Raw genomic sequence first — 17287 nt, 5'->3', positions numbered from 1 at the left:
GCGTTCCGATCTGATCCCAATCAACGGCCATACTTTGATCCCCAGCGCTTCACACCATGGTCGACGTTAAACGCAAATTTGTCCACGCCGCCTAGTGCAGGCGCAGTGGAAATGCGATGGCGTTTGGCCGTGTTGAGGCAAAGCTGAGCCGCACCGACAATAGGGGGATCACATCGGCCGGCACGACGAACTTTTCCTCGATGAGCGTGCCGGCTCCCTTGGCGGGAGGTTTGCGGGATGCCGCATCGCAGCCGTCGGCCGGCGTTGCCTGCGGATCGAGATCGCGGCTGATACTATCGGATAGAAGAAAGTTGAGCGGCAGCCATCGCCGCCCGCTCGGATCTGTGAGGGTCAGCTGGCACTCGCTCCAGGAACTGCCGATCTCTTCTTCGGCCTGTGCGGTCATCTGTAGGATCAAAAGCCGCATTTGCCCCGGGAAGGTGATTTTCGTGTTGCGACCGTCGCCGATCAATCTTGTCTGGCTGATGGACCACAGGGCTCCGGCATAAGCCTGTCCGCTGATGCTGCTGTGCACTTGCAACTCGTTTCGCCGAACATATTCCTTGGCATTGCGCCATGCATCAACGGCGAAATTGCCTGCCAGCAGCAAGGGCAGGCTCGCCATGGATACCAGCCAAAGCCGTCGTTCCCGCCTAGATGCCATTGTCGCCAATCTCCGCCCGATCGCGCGTTTCAACGGTGTGTTGATCCAGTTTTACGTGAATTTCGGAGGCCAGTTGCGGTGACGGCTGTTTGGAAACGATCAGCGTCATGTCATGCGCGTCTTCTTCGGGCAGCTCGAATATCATTATGCCGGCGCTCGACAGTCCCGGCTGAAGCATCTTGGTCGACGCGAGGCGAGGGGCACCATCCGCACGGTGGCTCTGTCGATAAAGACGCCCGGAAGCACCCTTGATCGCTGCAGCCTGGATCGTCATCGTTTCCCGTTTTGTCTGAAGCTCGACGCCGGCGATCACCCAGACGCCCTCGCTCTGTCGTTCAATCGGCTTTCCGTAGCGCGTGAACGCCAGTATTCTGGCGCGTATGATCTTGTCGACCTTGATGCTGAAGGTTCTGCTTGAAAGGGTATCCTTCTGCTGACCCACCGTCTTGATCGGGCCTGTCAGAAGAGCATAACTTGGCGTCGTCGATTGCAGGAACGCCAGCAGCAGCGCGCTGAGGCCGATCAGCAGCAGGGAAAGGAGCAGCCGCATCAAGGAGGCGCTCCTTCAGCGGCGACAGCAATCGGCAGATCGACACGCGCTTTGTTGGTGGGATTGAACCAACCGGGCGCGACATAGAGATTGTCCTTGGGCTTATATGTCGTGCCGACGACGGTGACTTTCAGGACCTTGGGCAGTGCCTGTGTTGCCGGCAGCTCCCAAACCGCCTGAACGGTTTCAGGCATCATCGGTTGAAGATCCCAAAGCAGCTCGCGATCCCGAACGAGATAGAATTGCGGCATGGGTGCGTTCGGAATGTTGTCGAGTTTGATTGCATCGCGATAAAGGTTCGAGCTCTCTGCGGTCAGGTTCTCGAGCGTAAGATCGACCGTCAGCGCTTCCTTGCCATCAGATACACGGAGCCCATCCATTGTCTTGGTGGCAAGGCTTGCGGAATTGAGCGTGACTTTCCACTGACCGCCATCGACGGCGGCGCCAACTGCTGCCTGCGGCACGTCTTCACCCGTGCGGGTCTCGTAGATCGATAATCCCATGGACAGCGCACCGGCCAGAAGGCCACCGATCCCGGCGGCAATGCGTGCATAAAGCGCCTTGTTGGTCTTCCTGATGATCGATTGTTTCATCGCTGCATTCAGTTGGAGCTTAAATTTGCCACCAGGAATCGAAGATTTACCAGGCAACAATCTCTATGTGGCACATGCGTGCGATACGGCAAGGGTCAAGTCTGCAATCCGGTCCAATTCAAGAAGCTGGCAATGCCTGCCGCAATTGCAGCGTTGCCTAATCCGTCGATAAAATCATGTTCGACCGCGCGTCTCTCAATTGCCTGACCACGCGGTCCGCCATCGCGGCGCATCGCGCTCCGTCGAACGGGAATAGCTGCGTGAACGCTCCCACCAACTGCTTTTCGATGGCGCCACGCATCATCTTGCGCGCCCGGTGTAGTCGGGTCTTGGCAGTCTCCGGCTTGATGCCGAGATACGACGCGGCTTCTTCGGTGCTCATGCCCTCGACGTCCCGCAATACGAAGATCGCGCGGAATTCGTCAGGAAGCCCATCGATCGCCCGCTCAAGCAGACGGCGTGTCTCGCTGCGGGAAAATTCAGCCTCGGGGTCAGCGACGAAAAGCGAGGTCGGAAATTGCAACAGCTCGCCTCGCCGAGGTTCCGCAGTCATGTCGATCTCCTCCAAACCGACGCTTGGCCGGCGGCGCCGGACACGCCCGAGCGCCTCGTTAAGTGCGATCCGGGTGAGCCAGGTCGTAAATTGTGCCTCATCGCGAAACGTATCGAGACGCGTAAAGGCATGGACATAGGTTGCCTGGACCACGTCCTCCGCTTCTGCATCATCGTGGACGATGGCGCGGGCTGTTCTAAACAGGCGACGATTGTGCCGTTGCACGAGGATGCGTATAGCCACCTCGTCACCTGTTCTGGCATGGGCGACGACATCGGCATTTGATAGAGCTGCCATGTCCGGTATGTGCTGCGCCGCGGCGGGAATACGAACCATGACCACTCCAACATAGTTCAGTGAATGCGAGACCAGCCTATGGCTGAACATCGAGCGTGCCCGTCATCATCGGATGAAAGCGGCAATAGAAATCCACTTTCCCTACCTGTTTGACCACCATGCTTTTTTGCGACTTCGGCGGCAGGTCGATATCGAAGCTCTTGTCACGCGCGGTTGCACTGTGGCGGAATATATCATCATTATGCCAGGTGATCACGTCGCCGACATGCAAAGGCCGCACCGTGCCGAATTGCATCTGGGCGATGATGATGTCGTGATTGGCGGCCACCGCATTTGCGGGGCCTCCAACCACGAACCCTGCAAATGCCAAAACGGCCAAGGCGCGAAGCGTTGCGGGCATGGCGGGCCTACTTGACCATCGCTGCAAGATGCTCGGCATGCGTCTGATGCTCCTTGAAGAGCTTCAGGCCTGTCTGCAACAACGCTTTCAACTCGCCATTCTGTGCTGATGGGATCAGCAGGGTCTCGAGCGCGCCATTGACCTGTTTGTGATAGGCAACTTCATTGTCGACATAGGCCTTGTCGAATGCGGCGCCATGAAGCTTGGAGAGCTTTGTCAGCTCAGCCTTGGCGTCAGACGATAGAGACTTGCTGGTATCGTTGTCTTCTGGCCTGACCTTCAATTTTTGCAGCAGGGCAAGCGCTTGTTTGTTCACGGCCGCATGGTCGCGCTCCATTGTCTCGGCGAACTGCCGAACCTCGGCGTTCTTGCTCATCATGAGCGCCTGTTTGGCAGCGGCGATATCGATCTCGCCGGCCGTATAGGCAATATGCGCGATCTGCGGATCCGTCGGCTTGTCAGCGGCGATTGCCGCGGTCGCGAGGGTTGCCGCCATCGCGGTTGCCGCTAGAAGTTTCGTGAACATGTTGGCCTCCTATCTTCCATGGAATACTCCAGACGTTCCGGCGCCTGAAACAGCCATTAGATGCCGTGGCCAGCAGAAGGTTCCCGAAAATCTCTGCTGATCGCCATCACAGCCGCCTCTCACTCATCAAATTCTGGCTATTTGTCTGGACCTATGGACCGAGACATTCTTCTGTTGAGCGGCGCTGACCATCAGGCGCTTGCGCGCTGACTTAGCCAGATGCTTCCGATGACGAGCCCGATGCCTGCAATTTGAGGTGCGGTTAGAGTTTGCCCGAGGAATGCCCATCCGAGCAGGACAGCGGTCAATGGGCTGAAGAACAGGAGAGAGGATGCGGCCGAAGGCGCTAGTCGTCCGAGCCCGCGGAACCACAAGACATAGGTCAATGCGGCCCCGATTAGCCCCAGCCAGACGAGCCCGAGCAAGTTGGCGACCGTCGGGATGGGAATGGTGTGATCGAAGACGATAACAGCGGGAAGCAACAAAAGGCCACCGGCCGTCAGTTGCCAGGACGTAAAGGTGAGCGGCGACACCGGCGGTTGCCATTTGCGCGCCAAAGTGCCTCCCAAAGCCATGGAGGTTGCGCCTGCCAAACCGGCAGCGATGCCAATCGGATCCAAAGCAGCGTTTGGGGTCAGCACAAGTAAGGCCACGCCACCCATGCCAATTATGGCGCCGGCAATTGCCAGAGGTCGCAGCGGGCTCGACAGGATAAATGACGCCAGGAAGACGACAATCAACGGCTGAGCCGCGAGAACCGTGCCGGCGACACCGCCTGGAAGTCTGTAGGCTGCGACGAACAGCATGCTCAGGAAGATCGCGATGTTCAAGGCGCCAAGGACAAGGGAGCGCCACCACCAGTCTCCCCTGGGGAGCTCGCGTACGATGGCAAGCAGGATAAGTCCGGCTGGCAACGCTCTCAGCATGGCGACCGATATCGGTGAAAAACCCTGCAGAAATTGGGTGGTCACGAGATAGGTGCTGCCCCAGACAACCGGTGCAAGGGCGGTTGATGCGAGATCTGAACTGTTGGTTTTCATGATAGCTGCAGAACCTCCGAGAGCGGACGGCGCGGCTTCTGGGGCCAGTTGCCGGAGGCCGCGCGCCCCACGGCAAGCAGCATCACCGGCGTCTCGCCAGGCGCCAGGCCAAATTCCCGGACGACGCCATCCGCATCAAAGCCGACCATCGGGCCTGTTGCGAGACCCAATGCTTCGGCAGCATAGATCAAGGTCGCTGCACCGAGCGTGGCAGATCGGATAGCTTCATCACGGGCCGCCTGCGGATCGGCATATTGCGCCCTTGTGGCGTCCTGCCATCTCAAAGCCATCGCCTCCGGCATGTGACCGGCTTCGACGAATGGCCGCAGCCTGCTGGGAAGCGTGGCGTCATCGGGGCGTTCTCCGCAGATGATGAAGGTGACGGCCGCATCCGAGACTTTTGCCTGGTCGAATGCCAATTTGCGAAGCCTGGCTTTCGCTCCGGGCTTTCGGACGGCGATAAAGCGCCAATTTTGAAGATTGTAAGCGGTTGGTGCGCGTGTCGCCAGGCGAACCAGCTCCTCGATTTCCGCGTTCGTCAATGTGTGATGCGGATCGAAACGATTGGCCGAGACACGACGCTCGATAAGACTGATGGTTGGGTTTGGCATTGCTTAGAACTCCGGGAAAAATTGCCTCCGCCTTTAGATATTGAGTTCGCTCTTGGATGATAATGCGGTAATTTTGAAAGAGATTATTTGCCAGAGGAAAAGAATAAATGGATCGCTTTACGGCTCTTCAGGTCTTCAAGATTGTGGCAGACCTCGGAAGCTTCGCCGGAGCTGGGCGCAAGCTTGGTCTGACGCCACCGGCCATAAGTAAGAATGTCGCAGAATTGGAGGCCCATTTAGGGGTGCGCCTGATTAATCGGACGACGCGCCGCATGGCACTGACCGAAGAGGGAAAGATCTACCTTGAATATGTCACCCGAGGGCTTGAATCCTTGGCGGAGGGTGAGGCCACGCTTTCATCGGTCAAGTCATCCCCGTCCGGAACGTTACGCGTCAGTGCGCCCATGACGGTGGCGCTTGTTCGCTTCTCCGAAGCCATTCCGGCCTTTCTCGCTCGTCATCCGCAATTGAAACTCGATCTTCATCTCGACGACCGCCGTGTCGACCTCGTCCGCGAGGGGTTCGACGTTGCAATCCGCGGCAGCAGTGCGCTTGATGATTCCAGCTTGATTGCCAGAAAGCTGGCAACGATGCCGCATGTCCTTTGCGCAGCGCCGGCCTATTTCGAGCGATACGGCAGGCCCAAGACGCCGTCAGACTTAAAAGCGCTGGATCAGATTCGCTTTCCATTCGGTGGGAATGCCGACGTATGGGAGTTCAGCAAGGATGGGCGGACCGAACGGATTGCCGTCGATGCGCGCTACTCCGTCACATCGAGCCTTGCCGTCCGCGACGCGCTACGCGGCGGTTTCGGGGTAAGCCTGATCCCGCTCCCATATGTCGTGAATGATTTGAAGGCCGGAAGACTGCAATCGGCTTTGGATGATTGGACCACAGCCGAGACGACGCATTATGCGGTCTATCCCTCTCGTCAGCATCTTGCTCCGAAGATCCGTGTTTTCCTTGAATTTCTGACCGAACAGTTTGGTCGCGATCCCCAATCGGATTTCGAAGCCAACTCGCTTATGGATATCGCCAATCTTTGACCGACCCTCCAAGCGATATCGGATGGAGCTTTAGTCCGAATTTTCGTGGGACCAACGCCCCAAGACATCCGACTGAAGCCCAAGCAAAGGAACAGATCGCGACGTAGTCCTGTTTCACTGACAGTTCCGTCGATGACGGACGAATAGAAGGTGAAAGGAAATTGTTATGAAAACGAAAGTACTTAGTATCGCTGCACTCTCGCTTGGCCTGGCCGCCGGCTGCGCCTTTGCCCAATCGTCGACCGTTACCGGCGCTGCTGGCGGCGCTGTCACCGGAGCCGTGGTTGGCGGACCTGTCGGAGCCGCTGTTGGCGGCGTAGCAGGGGCCATCGTCGGTACTGCCATCGATCCGCCGCCGCAGAAGGTCGTCACCTATGTCCGCGAGCAGCCGCTGCCTGAAGAAGGAACGGTTGTCCGCGAGCGGGTCGTTGTTGGCCAGCCTCTGCCGGGCGCGGTCATCGTGCGAACCGTTCCTGAGAATCCGCGATACGCCTATGCGGTTGTCAACCACCAGCGTGTGATCGTTGAGCCGTCATCGCGCAAGGTTATCCAGATTCTCAACTAACAGCCACTTTTGGAGAGCGGAAAACCGCTCTCCAACCCTTTTTGGGGGCTGAAACCGTCTCTCTCAAATATGTCTGGTAATGAGCCAAAGCGGGCAGTGCAGGAATGATCTGGACATGCCTTAGATTGCTGGAAAGCTGACGGTCTCCTTTTAGCGATTCGATCGCGTAATAAGCACAAGCCCGTTTCGCCTCGCATCAGTTGATGATTTCGCCTCGTTCGTCTGAGCGCAGTGCGCTCAGCCGTTCTCTCCATACCTGTAGTGCTTCAGGCGTCAATCTGGTCCAATACCTGATTTCGCCAATGACTTTGAGCGGTGCGCTGCTGCGATACGATCGAGTAGGGTTGCCGGGAAATTTCTTGTCGGTCACATTCGGGTCGTTCTCGAATGTCCCGGTCGGCTCTACGATGTAAACACGCGGGACCGTGCCGCCCTCGGTGAGTTCAGCAGCGATTTCAGCGGCAAGCCCGGCACCATTCACAACGCTAGTGAAGTAGATGTGGTTCATCACCACTTCAGGACGATAGTTCGACCGGTATCCTGCAGTGAGGAAATCACCCACGCGCAAATCCGCGATTGTGCCATGAAAGAAAGGTCCCTTGTCCAGCACTTCGGCCATCGTGATCGTCCTTCTCTTATGCGTCTGCTTCAAGTCAGAGAGCTAAGCGGTGCCGACGTCCCAGTTGGTGTCGAGAGCGGCTTTCCACAAACCAGACGAGGGATGTTCGTCTTCGGTGCACTCAGACCAAAGGCGCCTTGATGCCACGTCGAGTGTTCTCATAGAATTCACCGGAAATCGTGCATCTGGCTCAGTTTGAGGCGGCTCAGCGCTCGTTGGACAACGCGCTCTTAAGATCGGTTTCACCAAAATCATGACCCTTGAACAGGATCGGCATGTTGAGAGTATCGGCACAGGCATAAGACAAGCAATCGGCAAAATTAAGCTGAGCGGGATGGCCTTTTCCCTTGCCGTAGAGGGCGAAAGCTTCGACTGCGCGTCTGGCGACCGCATCGGTAATCGGAGCCACAGTAATTTTGGCTGCTTGCAGAAAGGAGTCGAACATCTCTTGGGCATCCAGGACCTCCAGGCCGAGAATGCGCGCTAGGTCGATGGTGGCTTCGAGCCGAACATGCGCGCCGGTTTGTCGGCGTGTGGCGCCATCGATTGCGGTAAGGTAACTGTCGGCCTCCGGCTCGTCGGCGAGGATGGCGACGAACGCTGAGGTTTCGATGAACATCATTGACCCCAAAGTGCGTCGCGTTCTTCTTTCGTCAAGGGCGGGGCGGGCGGAAGCTTCGCCTTCGTCAGCGCGCGGGCACGGATTTCTGCGACGTGCTGCTTCAAGGGGACAGCTTCGTCAGCCCGCTCAATTTCGTGCTGCAATGCAAGCTTGATAGCCGCAGTGAGGTTGAGAGCGCCGCGTTTGCGCATGACGGTCTCCGCTAGGGTGCGAACTTCCTGATCCCTGATACTGAGCATGCTGCCCTCACTGTCATGACATTCAGTGTATATACGCAGGTACACCATTTGTCCATACGCAGCGGGAGCCGGGCTCACGGTCGCTTCCCGCTGTCTGGTCCACTTGTGGGCTCCATCTTATCGTGCCATCAATCCACAGCGGTCTCCGGAGGTCTGCATTGCCGTTGGACGGGTGTGCCGACCCCTTCCATAAGCCTGTCTTGTCGAGGATAAGCAGCGTGTCGGATGACGCCGATCGACGCTCCGACCATGAAGAAGATGCGCATGACCGCGCGGGCCGACAATCACCTGCCGTGGCAGGCCGATCAGGTCCGCTCCGGTGAATTTGCCGCCGGCGCCGCCGTCCGTGTCGTCGCGGAGAACATCGCCACCGCTAGTCTGACGCTCGGTATGGATGCTGTTGCTGGCCCAGTTGCAGTCATCAGAGGCGCCCAGTTTCGTGTTGACGAACGGTGCGGTCGGCGCGGGCCAGATGATGCTGTTATCGTCGCGGCTCTTTCCGGATACCAAGGCATGGGCGGACAGGAGATTGCCAGAAGTCGCTGCTCCATACCGATCGACTATCTTCAAAGTAGGTTGCGCCTTCTTGTCACTCTGTCGTGCAACCATCCGCGGCATGGTCGATACCGACGTCAGTGGCAGCAATCCACGAGTGGAGATCGGCAAATGTACGCCAGCCCACGTTCCTGTGGTGTGCGAATTGCCCGTTGCTGCTTTGGAGCAGTGGCAGAATGGATTTTCACCGGAGGAGGCTCTCAAGGATCTATTGCGTGAACATTGCGGGGCTCGCGAGAGCCGTATGTGGACGTCGTTAATTTACCTATGGTTCGCTCTCAACCGATTACCGAGACGCAACGCAAGCGATATTCGACACAGGCCCGCATAGAAGCCATTCAGATGTGAAGCTACTGGGCACGATATCGGGCTGCAATTGCGCTCGAAGGACCGGAGACACCAGTTCGAATTTTCCCGACTTGGTTCCGCCGGTCTCAATGTCCCGCCGCAATGGTCTAAGTGTGACAGAACCGCACAGGACAGGCTCAAGCCTAAAAGATATATTGTAGGTATATGTTTATGGGCGTACATGGGTGCCGCCACCATAACATCACGGAGATCGGAAATGGCTAGAGAGCTGAGCGCGACAACCAAGGCAATCGTGAAGGCCACGGTGCCGGCGCTAGCGGCGCATGGCACGGACATCACCGCTGCAATGTACCTGCTGCTTTTCAAGAATGAGGAGGTTCGCAAGCTATTCAATCAGTCGAACCAAGGCGAGGGCGGCGGTCAGACGAAGGCGTTGGCGCAAGCGATCCTCGCCTACGCGCAGAATATCGATAACCTTGCCGTCCTCGGCCCCGCTGTCGAGCGGATCGCACAGAAGCATGTCGGCCTGCAGATTCAGCCGCACCATTATCCCTATGTTGCCAATGCGCTGCTTGCCGCCATCAAACAGGTCATGGGTGAGGCTGCGACCGACGAAGTACTCGCGGCCTGGGGCGAGGCCTACTGGTTTCTGGCGGATATTTTGATCGGCAGGGAAAAGCAGGTCTATGAGGAGCTGAGCTCTGCGGAGGGTGGATGGAATGGCTGGCGCCGCTTCCGCATCGTCGGCAAGCAACGCGAGAGCGATATCATCACCTCTTTCGTTCTGGAACCGGAAGACCATGAAGCGGTCGTCCGCCATCTCCCGGGCCAGTATTTGACCTTCCGGATCGCAGTGCCGGGAAAGGGAGAATATCGCCGCAATTACAGCATCTCTTCTGCACCAAATGGAAGGACCTACAGAATTTCCGTCAAACGCGAGCCGTCAGGGGTCATTTCGAACTATCTGCATGGCAGCGTGGTGGAGGGCGATGTGCTCGACGTTGCGCCGCCGGCCGGTGATTTCTTCCTCAAGGAGGATACAACGCGGCCGATCGTTCTGCTGAGCGGCGGCGTCGGCCTGACGCCGATGATCAGTATGCTGGAGGCCATGGCGGCAAAAGACGGAAATGCGAGCGTTTACTACGTTCACGGTGCTGAGGATGGCAGGGTCCATGCGATGGGCGAGCATGTGCGCAAGCTCATCCTCGGTCGCGAAGGAATGAGATCGGCAATCTTCTATCGGACACCGCATTCCGAAGACCGGAAGGGCGTTCATTACGATCAGGAGGGCTTTGTCACTCTTGAGTGGCTCGCCGAAAACACGCCGCTGAAGGAGGCCGACATCTATCTCTGTGGGCCGAAGCCGTTCCTTGCCGTTTTCGTCAACGGATTGGCAAAGGCTGGTATCCCCAACGACAGGATCCACTACGAATTCTTCGGTCCTGCCGACAATCTGGCAGCGTAAGGCGAACATCAGGCGGTTGGAACTCGCCCCGCCGCCTGGTTGCCACTATGCTGCAATGGAATCGGGAGAGAATCCATGCGGCTGACAGTTTATTCGGACTATGCGTTGCGGTTGATGATGTATCTCGGCCTGCGCAAGGGCGGAAGCCTGTCGACAATCGACGACGTGGCCGCAGCTTACCATATCTCGAGGGCCCATCTGATGAAGATCACCCATGAACTCGGCCAGAAGGGCTTGATCGAGACCATACGGGGACGCCAGGGAGGAATGCGTCTCGCCCGTGAGGCATCGGCGATCCGTGTCGGGGATATTGTCCGTGCTTGCGAGCCGGACTTCGCATTGGTTCCTTGCATGGAGCCTGACGGCGGCAAGGGCTGCGTTGTCCTGCCCGCCTGTGTTCTCAAGCGCGCGCTTGCAACGGCAGCCGCAGCCTTTCTCGAGGTCCTCGACGGCTACACGCTGGCAGACCTTGTCGGGCCTGCTATCGCGCTCCGGCAACTTCTGGGCATTGAGAATTCCGGCGCTCTGGAGAGTGCGATGAAACCCTGAACAGTCCCGCTTTGCAGTCCTGCCTCTATTGATCGGCAATTGTCATTGGTTCGGAGGCTGCTGCGACAGGCGCTCACCGCGGCCTTTGGTTCCTTGGCAAGAAGATGGCGGCGCTCAAGGCGTGAGCAACCGATCCGGTACTCAAACTCCTCCGAACTGTCTTGCGAGTAACTGCTGCGTTAGAGGCGAACGCACCTGCAAGGCCTGTGCTCGAGGGCTTGTGCCTGCGATGTCACAGCCTTTGCGGCCCTAATGACCAAATATGGCGCCGTCGTTGTTACAGCTTTCAGCGAGCGATTGACTTGCCAAACTCCGGCATCGACCGGCTATACCGTCTTGCCTGTCTTTTTTGTTTTCGGCGCTGGCGAAGTCGCTGCCTCTTGCGCCAACCGGAGCGCGCGAAGTCTGTCTGTCTTCTTTTGCCGAGCAGACGCTTCGCCGGCCAGGATATCCTTGGCAATCGACGTCGTCTGCTCGGACTTCGCCTGCGCTGACAGCTTTTCAGGCTTGAACAGATTGTCTTTCGTCTCTGTCATGTTTCCTCTTTATTAGCGGAAGCACTTGCAAGCGACGGCGGGCGTCCACGACCCAGCCCCATGACTTTTTTCTTAGGCGCGGGTAACAGGCCTTCGCGCTGAGCCTGCTTGCGGGCAAGCTTTCGGGCACGGCGGATTGCTTCGCTCTTTTCACGAGCGCGCTTTTCGGATGGCTTTTCATAGGCGCTGCGGGCCTTCATTTCCCGGAACACGCCTTCGCGTTGTAACTTCTTTTTCAGGACGCGGAGCGCCTGTTCAACGTTGTTGTCTCTGACCAGAACCTGCAAAGTTTCTCCTTACTCAGCTCGCGCTGCGCCAATTTCTTTGTACGGATTGAGCTTGTATTGATCCAGCTCGATTTCGACGTTCTCGGCAATTCGGGCTGCTGTGGCGACAGCGATGATGCCGCCGCCTCAACGTCGATCTCATCGTGTCGGATGCCCCGCTCGAAGGTCTCGTTTTGAAACCGGACCCTGTAGTGAACAACGCCCTGCGAGACCGGCAGGACAGACACGATTCTGCTGGTGCCGGAGGGTTGGGCGCTTCCAAGATTTCCAGGCTCCAGACAATGTTGTCGCCCGGCCGATAAAGACCATGCGCCATGTCGGTCTTCGTTCGAAATAAAAAACAAAAGGTCGGGACGTATCCCGACCTTCCTCGGTCATGATTTCAGCGCGTACGTATATCAACGGTTGCGCGAAGCCGTCAAAAACTTATACGGCCCGAAGATTGTCAGCCGAGCTCTTGCCAGATCTGCGATCCTGCACGATGTCGTAAGAGATCTTCTGGCCGTCGTTGAGCGAGCGCATGCCGGCACGCTCTACCGCGGAAATATGGACAAAAACGTCCGTGCTGCCATCATCAGGCTGAATGAAGCCGAAGCCTTTTGTGGAGTTAAACCACTTTACAGTACCAGTGTTCATAACGATTTCCTTTCGTAGTAACCGTTGTTGCTCCCGCGATACCTTGCGGGGATTGATCGATTATTTGAGAGGAATCCGTCGGGGGCGATAGAGCTCCTCGACGACGTCACAAGCAATGGTCGATGCCTCTGATATAGGTTTAATTTAAATTTTGGCAACAGCAATTTCACAGAAGGTTCTTGCCGGCGACAAGGTTTGTCGGACCGCAGCACGTCCGGCGGCTGATGCTAGGTTGGGTGGCGTGGCTATGGCTCTCTGTCGATCGACGTCCGACAGGCGACTACGTCTTCACCCTCGCTGACTTCGGCCGCCATGTGTTGAACGAAAGCGTGTCGCCGAGTTCGATGAAAAGAGCAGTCTCTCCACTGGAGCTCTTGCAGCGAAGAAGGGCAGGGGAAGCGGGTGAATTATCTGGCCAGCATCGCCTTGGTTGTCCGTCTTGCCAGTGGCCCGAACGCTCGCGACGGGACGACGCTGCGCCGACGCCGGGCCGCATGATTAACGCCAGAGGTAAAGCCCGATCCTTCTGGCGAGTGGCAGCTATCTGCCCGTTGCGACGCGATGTCTTCGTCCGTCCTTGCCGATTCCAATGGCACTCGCTTTTGCAACGGATTGCTGAAGAAATCCGGACAGTTTTTGCAGGCTTGACGCTACTACATAGTAACGCTATATACCGGTACTCAGTCTCGCTGAATAGTCATCTAAGGAGATGCCGTGAGCAAGCAAATGACGGAGATGCTCAAGGGTACGCTGGAGGGCATGGTGCTCGCCATTCTGTCTGGCCGTCAGGCGTACGGCTACGAGATTACGACATGGCTGCGGGAGCAAGGTTTCTCCGATATCGCCGAAGGAACCGTCTACGCGCTGCTTGTCAGGATAGAGCAGCGTGGTCTCGTCGAGGTGGAGAAGGTTCCATCCGAGAAGGGGCCGCCGCGCAAGGTGTACTCCCTCAATGTCGAGGGGCGGAAATATCTCGAAGAGTTCTGGAGGAACTGGCGGTTCCTCGCAGATCGACTGGAACAGCTCCATGAAGGAGGAAGATAGACATGGCTGCAGGATGGATAGAGCTCATCACCGGAACGCTCGAACAAAAGAAGCAATACCAGCAGTCCAAAGCGAGGATCAGCGCGCTACCCGCGAACTATCGGGCGGCCGCCGAGGCGCTGGAGCGGTATCTGATGTACGTTGGAGGGATCGCCAAAGGCGAGGTCGCGGCGCGGATGTATCACGATCTTGCCGACCTGTTCGAGCAGAGCGTAGCGAACGGCACGCCGGTCCGAGATATCGTTGGAGCAGACCCGGTTGAATTCGCGGAGACGTTCATCGCGAACTACTCGGATGGCCAATGGGTCAAGAAAGAGCGTGATCGGCTGACTATGGCTATCGATCATGCGGCCGCAGGAACGACGTTCCATACGGATGACGAATGATGATCCAACCATCCTTCGCTGAGGGCCGCACTTGGCGACCAAATGTGACAGCGGAATGGACAGGTTTGCTTCCAATTGAAGATACAGCCTTGGCCGTCACCGACCTCGGCGGCCATAGCGTAGCTGTAGTTTATCTCAATGGCTCATTTGCCGACCAGTCGCGATGGCGCAAGGTCGTGGCCGACCTCGGACCCAACTGGCGGCATATCCTGTATGATGAGCGCGCACGTGGCCGTTCCAAGCGTTCTGCAGATTATTCCTTCGAGGCGTGCATTCGCGACCTCGATGCCGTCCTGGGTGCCAGAGGTGTGAATCGCGCGCTGCTGGTGGGGTGGTCCTATGGGGCATATATCGGCGTGCAATGGGCAGCTCGGAACCCGGATCGCGCTTTGGGCGTCGTGGCAGTGGAGGGGGCGTTTCCTTGGGGCTGGATCGAGGCGGCCGGGCACGAGAGGATCCGCACTTTGTTTCGGTGGATGCGGTTAGTGTTGCCAATAGCCAGTCGACTGGGCGTTGCGGCGCACATGAGCGCCGAACAACATGCCGAGATCACCATTGAGAAGCATAAGGTTGCTGCCGCCTTCGATCCGGTGCTCGACGGTATAAGAGTGCCCGTCCGATACGTGCTTGCCACCGGTGCCAGTCTCTGCGGTTGTGAAGAGGAATTCAGGGCGATGCGCGAAAGCATCATCCCTGCGCTCGCCCGCAATCGGTACCTTGAGGTTAGTGCGAAGGTCGCCAGCAATCACCGGACGATCCTGCACAAGGACTTTCGCGCAATCGCCGAGGCGGTGCGTGAGATTGCCTCAATGCCACCCATTTGGGGCCTTTCGCGCCAGCCGCTAAACGGTTGACGATGAGATCGGATCCAGCATCTTGGGCCTTCATGGCAAACTTGATGCTGGAGGCGCTGACCATTGCGGAAGGAAGGCAAGCGATGCGCTGGTACTTCCAATCGGCGCGGTGCTTCCACGCGGCCAATCGAAACTTGCCGCCCTCTAAGGCCTTGATCACCATGCTCAGCATTTCATGGCGGGTTGCCCATCGGTGGGCAGAGCATGCTGTGCGAGCTGTTCCAGCAATAGGAATTGCTGATGGAGCGCGGCGATGGGTTCCGATTCAATTGGCGGGTCGCCACGACGCTTCTGACGGCGGAAAATAGCCAAATCCAACGGTGGCGCATCGACGAACTATCGTGGATACTTCAGCATCCCAACGTGACTTTCGTTTCGGATGGGGAGTTGTCTGTGGCCGCTACCGCGATGATCCGACGCCTGAACATCTCCGTCTATTAGTATCACCCCATTGTGGTGGCGCAGCCGTGATCGCCGAGATCAAATCACTCGCATGGACTTCAAGCGGAAATCACTGCTGCTTGCAGTAGCGACAGTAGAGCGGCGGAAGCGATATGGTGACGCCTCCTTCCGCCGCTCACACCACATATGCTGTGCCGATACCCGGTCTTACTTGTCCTTCAGCACGAGCGCGCTGGTCAAGTCGCCGAGCGGCTTTTGTTTATGGGCAGCGACGGAGGCGTCTCGAACGGTGATCCCGTGGAGGGTCGGCAACTCGTAGCGGCGTGTGATGAAGCGCAGGATGGAGGTCGTGTCCATCGGCGTGTGATCGACATAGCCGTGGCGTGCATAGGGCGAGACGATAATGGCCGGAATACGCGAACCGGGACCCCAACGGTCACCCTTGGGCGGCGCGACATGATCCCAGAGTCCACCATTCTCGTCATAGGTGACGACGACAAGCATATGCGGCCATTGCGGGCTCTTCTCAAGATGGCCGATCAAGTCGGCAATATGGGCGTCACCAGCATCGATATTGGTGTAGCCTGAGTGTTCGTTAAGATTGCCCTGAGGCTTGTAGAACGACACTTGCGGTAGCGTTCCGGCGTCGATTGCCTTGATGAACTCAGCCCCGGCGAGGCCGCCATCCCTCAGATGCTCGGCTCGGGCAGGCGTGCCGGGGGCGAAGTTGGCATAATAGTTGAATGGTTGATGGTGATATTGAAAGCTCGGTACCGGGTCCTTGTTGCCATGGTCAAGCACATCCTGCCAGGCACCTCCGTACCAGGCCCACGTCACATGCTTGAGACTAAGCATGTCGCCGATGGTGGGCTCGGTCTGCGCCGGTAAGGTCGTTGGCTTGCCCGGATCGGCAAGCGTCTTGTCTCCATCCGCAGCAGGACCATTGCCGCTAGGTTGATAAGGAGGCTGCATAGTGTTGACGGCATAGAAATCGGGTGTGAGATTGCCATCGCTGACAAACTTCGGGACGCCGTCGATTGCCGATTTCGGTGAGTTGGGGGCGGCCTTCAACGTTACCCCATCTGCCTCGACCGCCGCAATGGAAGGTTTGGCAGCACTTGTGTCGGCATTCGCGTAATATGGCGCGCAGGCGCAGATCAGCCATTGATGGTTGAAGAAGGAGCCGCCGAAAGCGCCCATGAAGAAGTTGTCGGCCAGTACGTATTTCTGCGCGACCTTCCACATAGGCATCTTCGAGCCATCCCAGAGGCTCATCGTCAATGCGCCTGAATCGGCATAGGCGACGAACTTGTCGTTTCGGCCGCCGTTGATCTGCATCTGGTTTTGGTAGTAGCGGTGCCATAGATCGCGCGTGATCGTATTCATGGCGATGTTAAAGCCCTTTGGATCATCCGCGCGGAATGGGCGATTGGGCAGGTGCTCGGTCGCAGCCTGTGTTATTGGTGGCGTCACGCCTTTGGCAGTGAGGCCCTCCCAGATCGGTGGTAGTTCCTTAAACGGCTTGCCGTCCCGGTCGCGCTGGATCCGTGCGCTTGCCGGCGCCTTCGAGACACCGTTAGCGCCTGGGAAGTTGCCATAGAGATTGTCGAAACTGCGGTTTTCCGCATAGATCACGACGACGGTGTCGATCAGCTTCAGGTCACTGGCGGCTTTCCCGTTTGGTCCGGTCTTTGTGTCAGAACTTCCGGCAAAAGCAGGGCCAAAAACGGCCACGGAAAGACCTAACGCACTGATGGCTGCAGCAGTGATCGACTTCATTTGGATTTTCCTCTCCAGGATTTCGGTGGATGCGCCTCCACCTCAATGAGGCAGCATATTCTGGCGGGTAGCCAAGGCAAGTGCTAATTGAAACAGGTCCAAAACCCGGCTAACGATGACGGCTGGATGATATGTGACATTGTGGTAAGGGATAGCGACC

Annotated in this window: 23 protein-coding genes; 8 read left to right on the top strand and 15 right to left on the bottom strand. The window is 57.6% G+C overall.

Translation table 11 applies throughout. The annotated features are described in order from the left end of the window. Nucleotides 1–91: 91 nt before the first annotated feature. From GGD46_RS29195 to GGD46_RS29160, 8 genes are all read right to left on the bottom strand, one after another. Entirely contained in the window at nt 92–664 is a 573-nt protein-coding gene (locus GGD46_RS29195; protein WP_184710340.1) for a hypothetical protein, read from the bottom strand. Next, nucleotides 654–1214, bottom strand: a complete 561-nt coding sequence (locus GGD46_RS29190; protein ID WP_184710338.1) for a hypothetical protein — start codon at nt 1212–1214, stop codon at nt 654–656. The genes GGD46_RS29195 and GGD46_RS29190 overlap by 11 nt, the downstream gene beginning before the upstream one ends. Beyond that, nucleotides 1214–1807: a hypothetical protein gene (locus GGD46_RS29185; RefSeq protein ID WP_184710336.1), complete on the bottom strand. Its 594-nt coding sequence runs from the start codon at nt 1805–1807 to the stop codon at nt 1214–1216. The genes GGD46_RS29190 and GGD46_RS29185 overlap by 1 nt, the downstream gene beginning before the upstream one ends. A gap of 157 nt (nt 1808–1964) precedes the next feature. After that, nucleotides 1965–2696, bottom strand: coding sequence for an RNA polymerase sigma factor (locus GGD46_RS29180; protein WP_184710334.1), 732 nt, complete (start codon nt 2694–2696; stop codon nt 1965–1967). A 37-nt stretch (nt 2697–2733) separates the two neighbouring features. Next, entirely contained in the window at nt 2734–3057 is a 324-nt protein-coding gene (locus GGD46_RS29175) for an amicyanin (RefSeq protein ID WP_184710332.1), read from the bottom strand. Between the two features lie 7 nt (nt 3058–3064). Then, entirely contained in the window at nt 3065–3583 is a 519-nt protein-coding gene (locus tag GGD46_RS29170; protein WP_184710330.1) for a DUF4142 domain-containing protein, read from the bottom strand. Nucleotides 3584–3774: 191 nt separating this feature from the next. Then, the gene (locus GGD46_RS29165) at nt 3775–4623 is read right to left on the bottom strand and encodes an EamA family transporter (RefSeq protein WP_184710328.1); all 849 of its coding nucleotides are present in this window, start codon (nt 4621–4623) and stop codon (nt 3775–3777) included. Beyond that, a complete protein-coding gene (locus GGD46_RS29160; RefSeq protein ID WP_184710326.1) occupies nt 4620–5234 on the bottom strand; it encodes a nitroreductase family protein in 615 nt (204 codons plus the stop codon). The genes GGD46_RS29165 and GGD46_RS29160 overlap by 4 nt, the downstream gene beginning before the upstream one ends. 107 nt (nt 5235–5341) lie before the next feature. Between GGD46_RS29160 and GGD46_RS29155 the strand changes: the two genes are divergently transcribed. Together GGD46_RS29155 and GGD46_RS29150 are read left to right on the top strand one after the other, a co-directional pair. Next, nucleotides 5342–6280 (top strand): LysR family transcriptional regulator, encoded by a 939-nt coding sequence (locus GGD46_RS29155; protein WP_184710324.1) that lies wholly within the window; start codon nt 5342–5344, stop codon nt 6278–6280. Between the two features lie 166 nt (nt 6281–6446). Continuing rightward, the gene (locus GGD46_RS29150; protein WP_184710322.1) at nt 6447–6845 is read left to right on the top strand and encodes a DUF1236 domain-containing protein; all 399 of its coding nucleotides are present in this window, start codon (nt 6447–6449) and stop codon (nt 6843–6845) included. Between the two features lie 196 nt (nt 6846–7041). Here GGD46_RS29150 and arr read toward each other — a convergent pair whose 3' ends face one another. The 3 genes from arr to GGD46_RS29135 all read right to left on the bottom strand — a co-directional run bounded on the left by arr (nt 7042) and on the right by GGD46_RS29135 (nt 8325). Further along, nucleotides 7042–7464 (bottom strand): NAD(+)--rifampin ADP-ribosyltransferase, encoded by a 423-nt coding sequence (arr, locus tag GGD46_RS29145; protein WP_184710320.1) that lies wholly within the window; start codon nt 7462–7464, stop codon nt 7042–7044. A gap of 205 nt (nt 7465–7669) precedes the next feature. Then, nucleotides 7670–8083 carry a type II toxin-antitoxin system VapC family toxin gene (locus tag GGD46_RS29140; RefSeq protein WP_246806502.1) on the bottom strand — a complete coding sequence of 138 codons (414 nt, stop codon included), beginning with the start codon at nt 8081–8083 and terminating at the stop codon, nt 7670–7672. After that, nucleotides 8083–8325 (bottom strand): type II toxin-antitoxin system VapB family antitoxin, encoded by a 243-nt coding sequence (locus GGD46_RS29135; RefSeq protein WP_184710316.1) that lies wholly within the window; start codon nt 8323–8325, stop codon nt 8083–8085. The genes GGD46_RS29140 and GGD46_RS29135 overlap by 1 nt, the downstream gene beginning before the upstream one ends. Before the next feature lie 225 nt (nt 8326–8550). Here GGD46_RS29135 and GGD46_RS29130 point away from each other — a divergent pair, with 225 nt between their 5' ends. The 3 genes from GGD46_RS29130 (at nt 8551) to GGD46_RS29120 (ending at nt 11203) form a co-directional block, all read left to right on the top strand. Further along, nucleotides 8551–9099, top strand: coding sequence for a hypothetical protein (locus tag GGD46_RS29130; RefSeq protein ID WP_184710314.1), 549 nt, complete (start codon nt 8551–8553; stop codon nt 9097–9099). Between the two features lie 346 nt (nt 9100–9445). Then, entirely contained in the window at nt 9446–10654 is a 1209-nt protein-coding gene (gene hmpA, locus GGD46_RS29125) for an NO-inducible flavohemoprotein (protein WP_184710312.1), read from the top strand. A gap of 75 nt (nt 10655–10729) precedes the next feature. Then, on the top strand, nt 10730–11203 hold the full coding sequence (locus GGD46_RS29120; RefSeq protein WP_184710310.1) for an Rrf2 family transcriptional regulator: 474 nt from the start codon (nt 10730–10732) through the stop codon (nt 11201–11203). 326 nt (nt 11204–11529) lie between these two features. On the opposite strand, the gene GGD46_RS29115 is transcribed toward GGD46_RS29120, so the two are convergent. From GGD46_RS29115 to GGD46_RS29105, 3 genes are all read right to left on the bottom strand, one after another. Next, nucleotides 11530–11739 carry a hypothetical protein gene (locus tag GGD46_RS29115; protein ID WP_184710308.1) on the bottom strand — a complete coding sequence of 70 codons (210 nt, stop codon included), beginning with the start codon at nt 11737–11739 and terminating at the stop codon, nt 11530–11532. Next, complete coding sequence (rpsU, locus tag GGD46_RS29110; RefSeq protein WP_184710306.1) at nt 11736–12026, bottom strand: 30S ribosomal protein S21; 291 nt, start codon at nt 12024–12026, stop codon at nt 11736–11738. Before rpsU ends, GGD46_RS29115 begins: the two co-directional genes overlap by 4 nt. Before the next feature lie 426 nt (nt 12027–12452). Continuing rightward, nucleotides 12453–12662 carry a cold-shock protein gene (locus GGD46_RS29105; RefSeq protein ID WP_184710303.1) on the bottom strand — a complete coding sequence of 70 codons (210 nt, stop codon included), beginning with the start codon at nt 12660–12662 and terminating at the stop codon, nt 12453–12455. A 714-nt stretch (nt 12663–13376) separates the two neighbouring features. Here GGD46_RS29105 and GGD46_RS29100 point away from each other — a divergent pair. The 3 genes from GGD46_RS29100 to GGD46_RS29090 all read left to right on the top strand — a co-directional run bounded on the left by GGD46_RS29100 (nt 13377) and on the right by GGD46_RS29090 (nt 14946). Next, a complete protein-coding gene (locus GGD46_RS29100) occupies nt 13377–13706 on the top strand; it encodes a PadR family transcriptional regulator (protein WP_184710301.1) in 330 nt (109 codons plus the stop codon). Nucleotides 13707–13708: 2 nt separating this feature from the next. Further along, a complete protein-coding gene (locus GGD46_RS29095) occupies nt 13709–14092 on the top strand; it encodes a DUF1048 domain-containing protein (protein ID WP_184710299.1) in 384 nt (127 codons plus the stop codon). 89 nt (nt 14093–14181) lie between these two features. Further along, nucleotides 14182–14946 (top strand): alpha/beta fold hydrolase, encoded by a 765-nt coding sequence (locus tag GGD46_RS29090; RefSeq protein ID WP_210325755.1) that lies wholly within the window; start codon nt 14182–14184, stop codon nt 14944–14946. Between the two features lie 609 nt (nt 14947–15555). Here the strand turns inward: GGD46_RS29090 and GGD46_RS29085 are convergent. Next, a complete protein-coding gene (locus GGD46_RS29085; protein WP_184710297.1) occupies nt 15556–17127 on the bottom strand; it encodes an acid phosphatase in 1572 nt (523 codons plus the stop codon). Nucleotides 17128–17287: the final 160 nt, after the last annotated feature.

It is taken from the genome of Martinezella lusitana (assembly GCF_014207095.1).
Classification (GTDB): Bacteria; Pseudomonadota; Alphaproteobacteria; order Rhizobiales; family Rhizobiaceae; genus Rhizobium; species Rhizobium lusitanum_B.
The sequence above is the reverse complement of the archived record's forward strand: the minus strand, read 5'-3'. Positions and strand labels throughout refer to the sequence as shown.

What these genes read in the sequence shown, in the direction of transcription:
- GGD46_RS29135 (WP_184710316.1), bottom strand. Translation starts at nt 8,325, where the DNA reads ATGCTCAGTATCAGGGATCAGGAAGTTCGCACCCTAGCGGAGACCGTC.
- GGD46_RS29170 (WP_184710330.1), bottom strand. Translation starts at nt 3,583, where the DNA reads ATGTTCACGAAACTTCTAGCGGCAACCGCGATGGCGGCAACCCTCGCG.
- GGD46_RS29085 (WP_184710297.1), bottom strand. Translation starts at nt 17,127, where the DNA reads ATGAAGTCGATCACTGCTGCAGCCATCAGTGCGTTAGGTCTTTCCGTG.
- GGD46_RS29175 (WP_184710332.1), bottom strand. Translation starts at nt 3,057, where the DNA reads ATGCCCGCAACGCTTCGCGCCTTGGCCGTTTTGGCATTTGCAGGGTTC.
- GGD46_RS29195 (WP_184710340.1), bottom strand. Translation starts at nt 664, where the DNA reads ATGGCATCTAGGCGGGAACGACGGCTTTGGCTGGTATCCATGGCGAGC.
- GGD46_RS29130 (WP_184710314.1), top strand. Translation starts at nt 8,551, where the DNA reads ATGACGCCGATCGACGCTCCGACCATGAAGAAGATGCGCATGACCGCG.
- GGD46_RS29095 (WP_184710299.1), top strand. Translation starts at nt 13,709, where the DNA reads ATGGCTGCAGGATGGATAGAGCTCATCACCGGAACGCTCGAACAAAAG.
- GGD46_RS29105 (WP_184710303.1), bottom strand. Translation starts at nt 12,662, where the DNA reads ATGAACACTGGTACTGTAAAGTGGTTTAACTCCACAAAAGGCTTCGGC.
- GGD46_RS29165 (WP_184710328.1), bottom strand. Translation starts at nt 4,623, where the DNA reads ATGAAAACCAACAGTTCAGATCTCGCATCAACCGCCCTTGCACCGGTT.
- GGD46_RS29120 (WP_184710310.1), top strand. Translation starts at nt 10,730, where the DNA reads ATGCGGCTGACAGTTTATTCGGACTATGCGTTGCGGTTGATGATGTAT.
- arr (WP_184710320.1), bottom strand. Translation starts at nt 7,464, where the DNA reads ATGGCCGAAGTGCTGGACAAGGGACCTTTCTTTCATGGCACAATCGCG.
- GGD46_RS29150 (WP_184710322.1), top strand. Translation starts at nt 6,447, where the DNA reads ATGAAAACGAAAGTACTTAGTATCGCTGCACTCTCGCTTGGCCTGGCC.
- GGD46_RS29190 (WP_184710338.1), bottom strand. Translation starts at nt 1,214, where the DNA reads ATGCGGCTGCTCCTTTCCCTGCTGCTGATCGGCCTCAGCGCGCTGCTG.
- GGD46_RS29160 (WP_184710326.1), bottom strand. Translation starts at nt 5,234, where the DNA reads ATGCCAAACCCAACCATCAGTCTTATCGAGCGTCGTGTCTCGGCCAAT.
- GGD46_RS29185 (WP_184710336.1), bottom strand. Translation starts at nt 1,807, where the DNA reads ATGAAACAATCGATCATCAGGAAGACCAACAAGGCGCTTTATGCACGC.
- hmpA (WP_184710312.1), top strand. Translation starts at nt 9,446, where the DNA reads ATGGCTAGAGAGCTGAGCGCGACAACCAAGGCAATCGTGAAGGCCACG.
- GGD46_RS29115 (WP_184710308.1), bottom strand. Translation starts at nt 11,739, where the DNA reads ATGACAGAGACGAAAGACAATCTGTTCAAGCCTGAAAAGCTGTCAGCG.
- GGD46_RS29180 (WP_184710334.1), bottom strand. Translation starts at nt 2,696, where the DNA reads ATGGTTCGTATTCCCGCCGCGGCGCAGCACATACCGGACATGGCAGCT.
- GGD46_RS29155 (WP_184710324.1), top strand. Translation starts at nt 5,342, where the DNA reads ATGGATCGCTTTACGGCTCTTCAGGTCTTCAAGATTGTGGCAGACCTC.
- GGD46_RS29140 (WP_246806502.1), bottom strand. Translation starts at nt 8,083, where the DNA reads ATGTTCATCGAAACCTCAGCGTTCGTCGCCATCCTCGCCGACGAGCCG.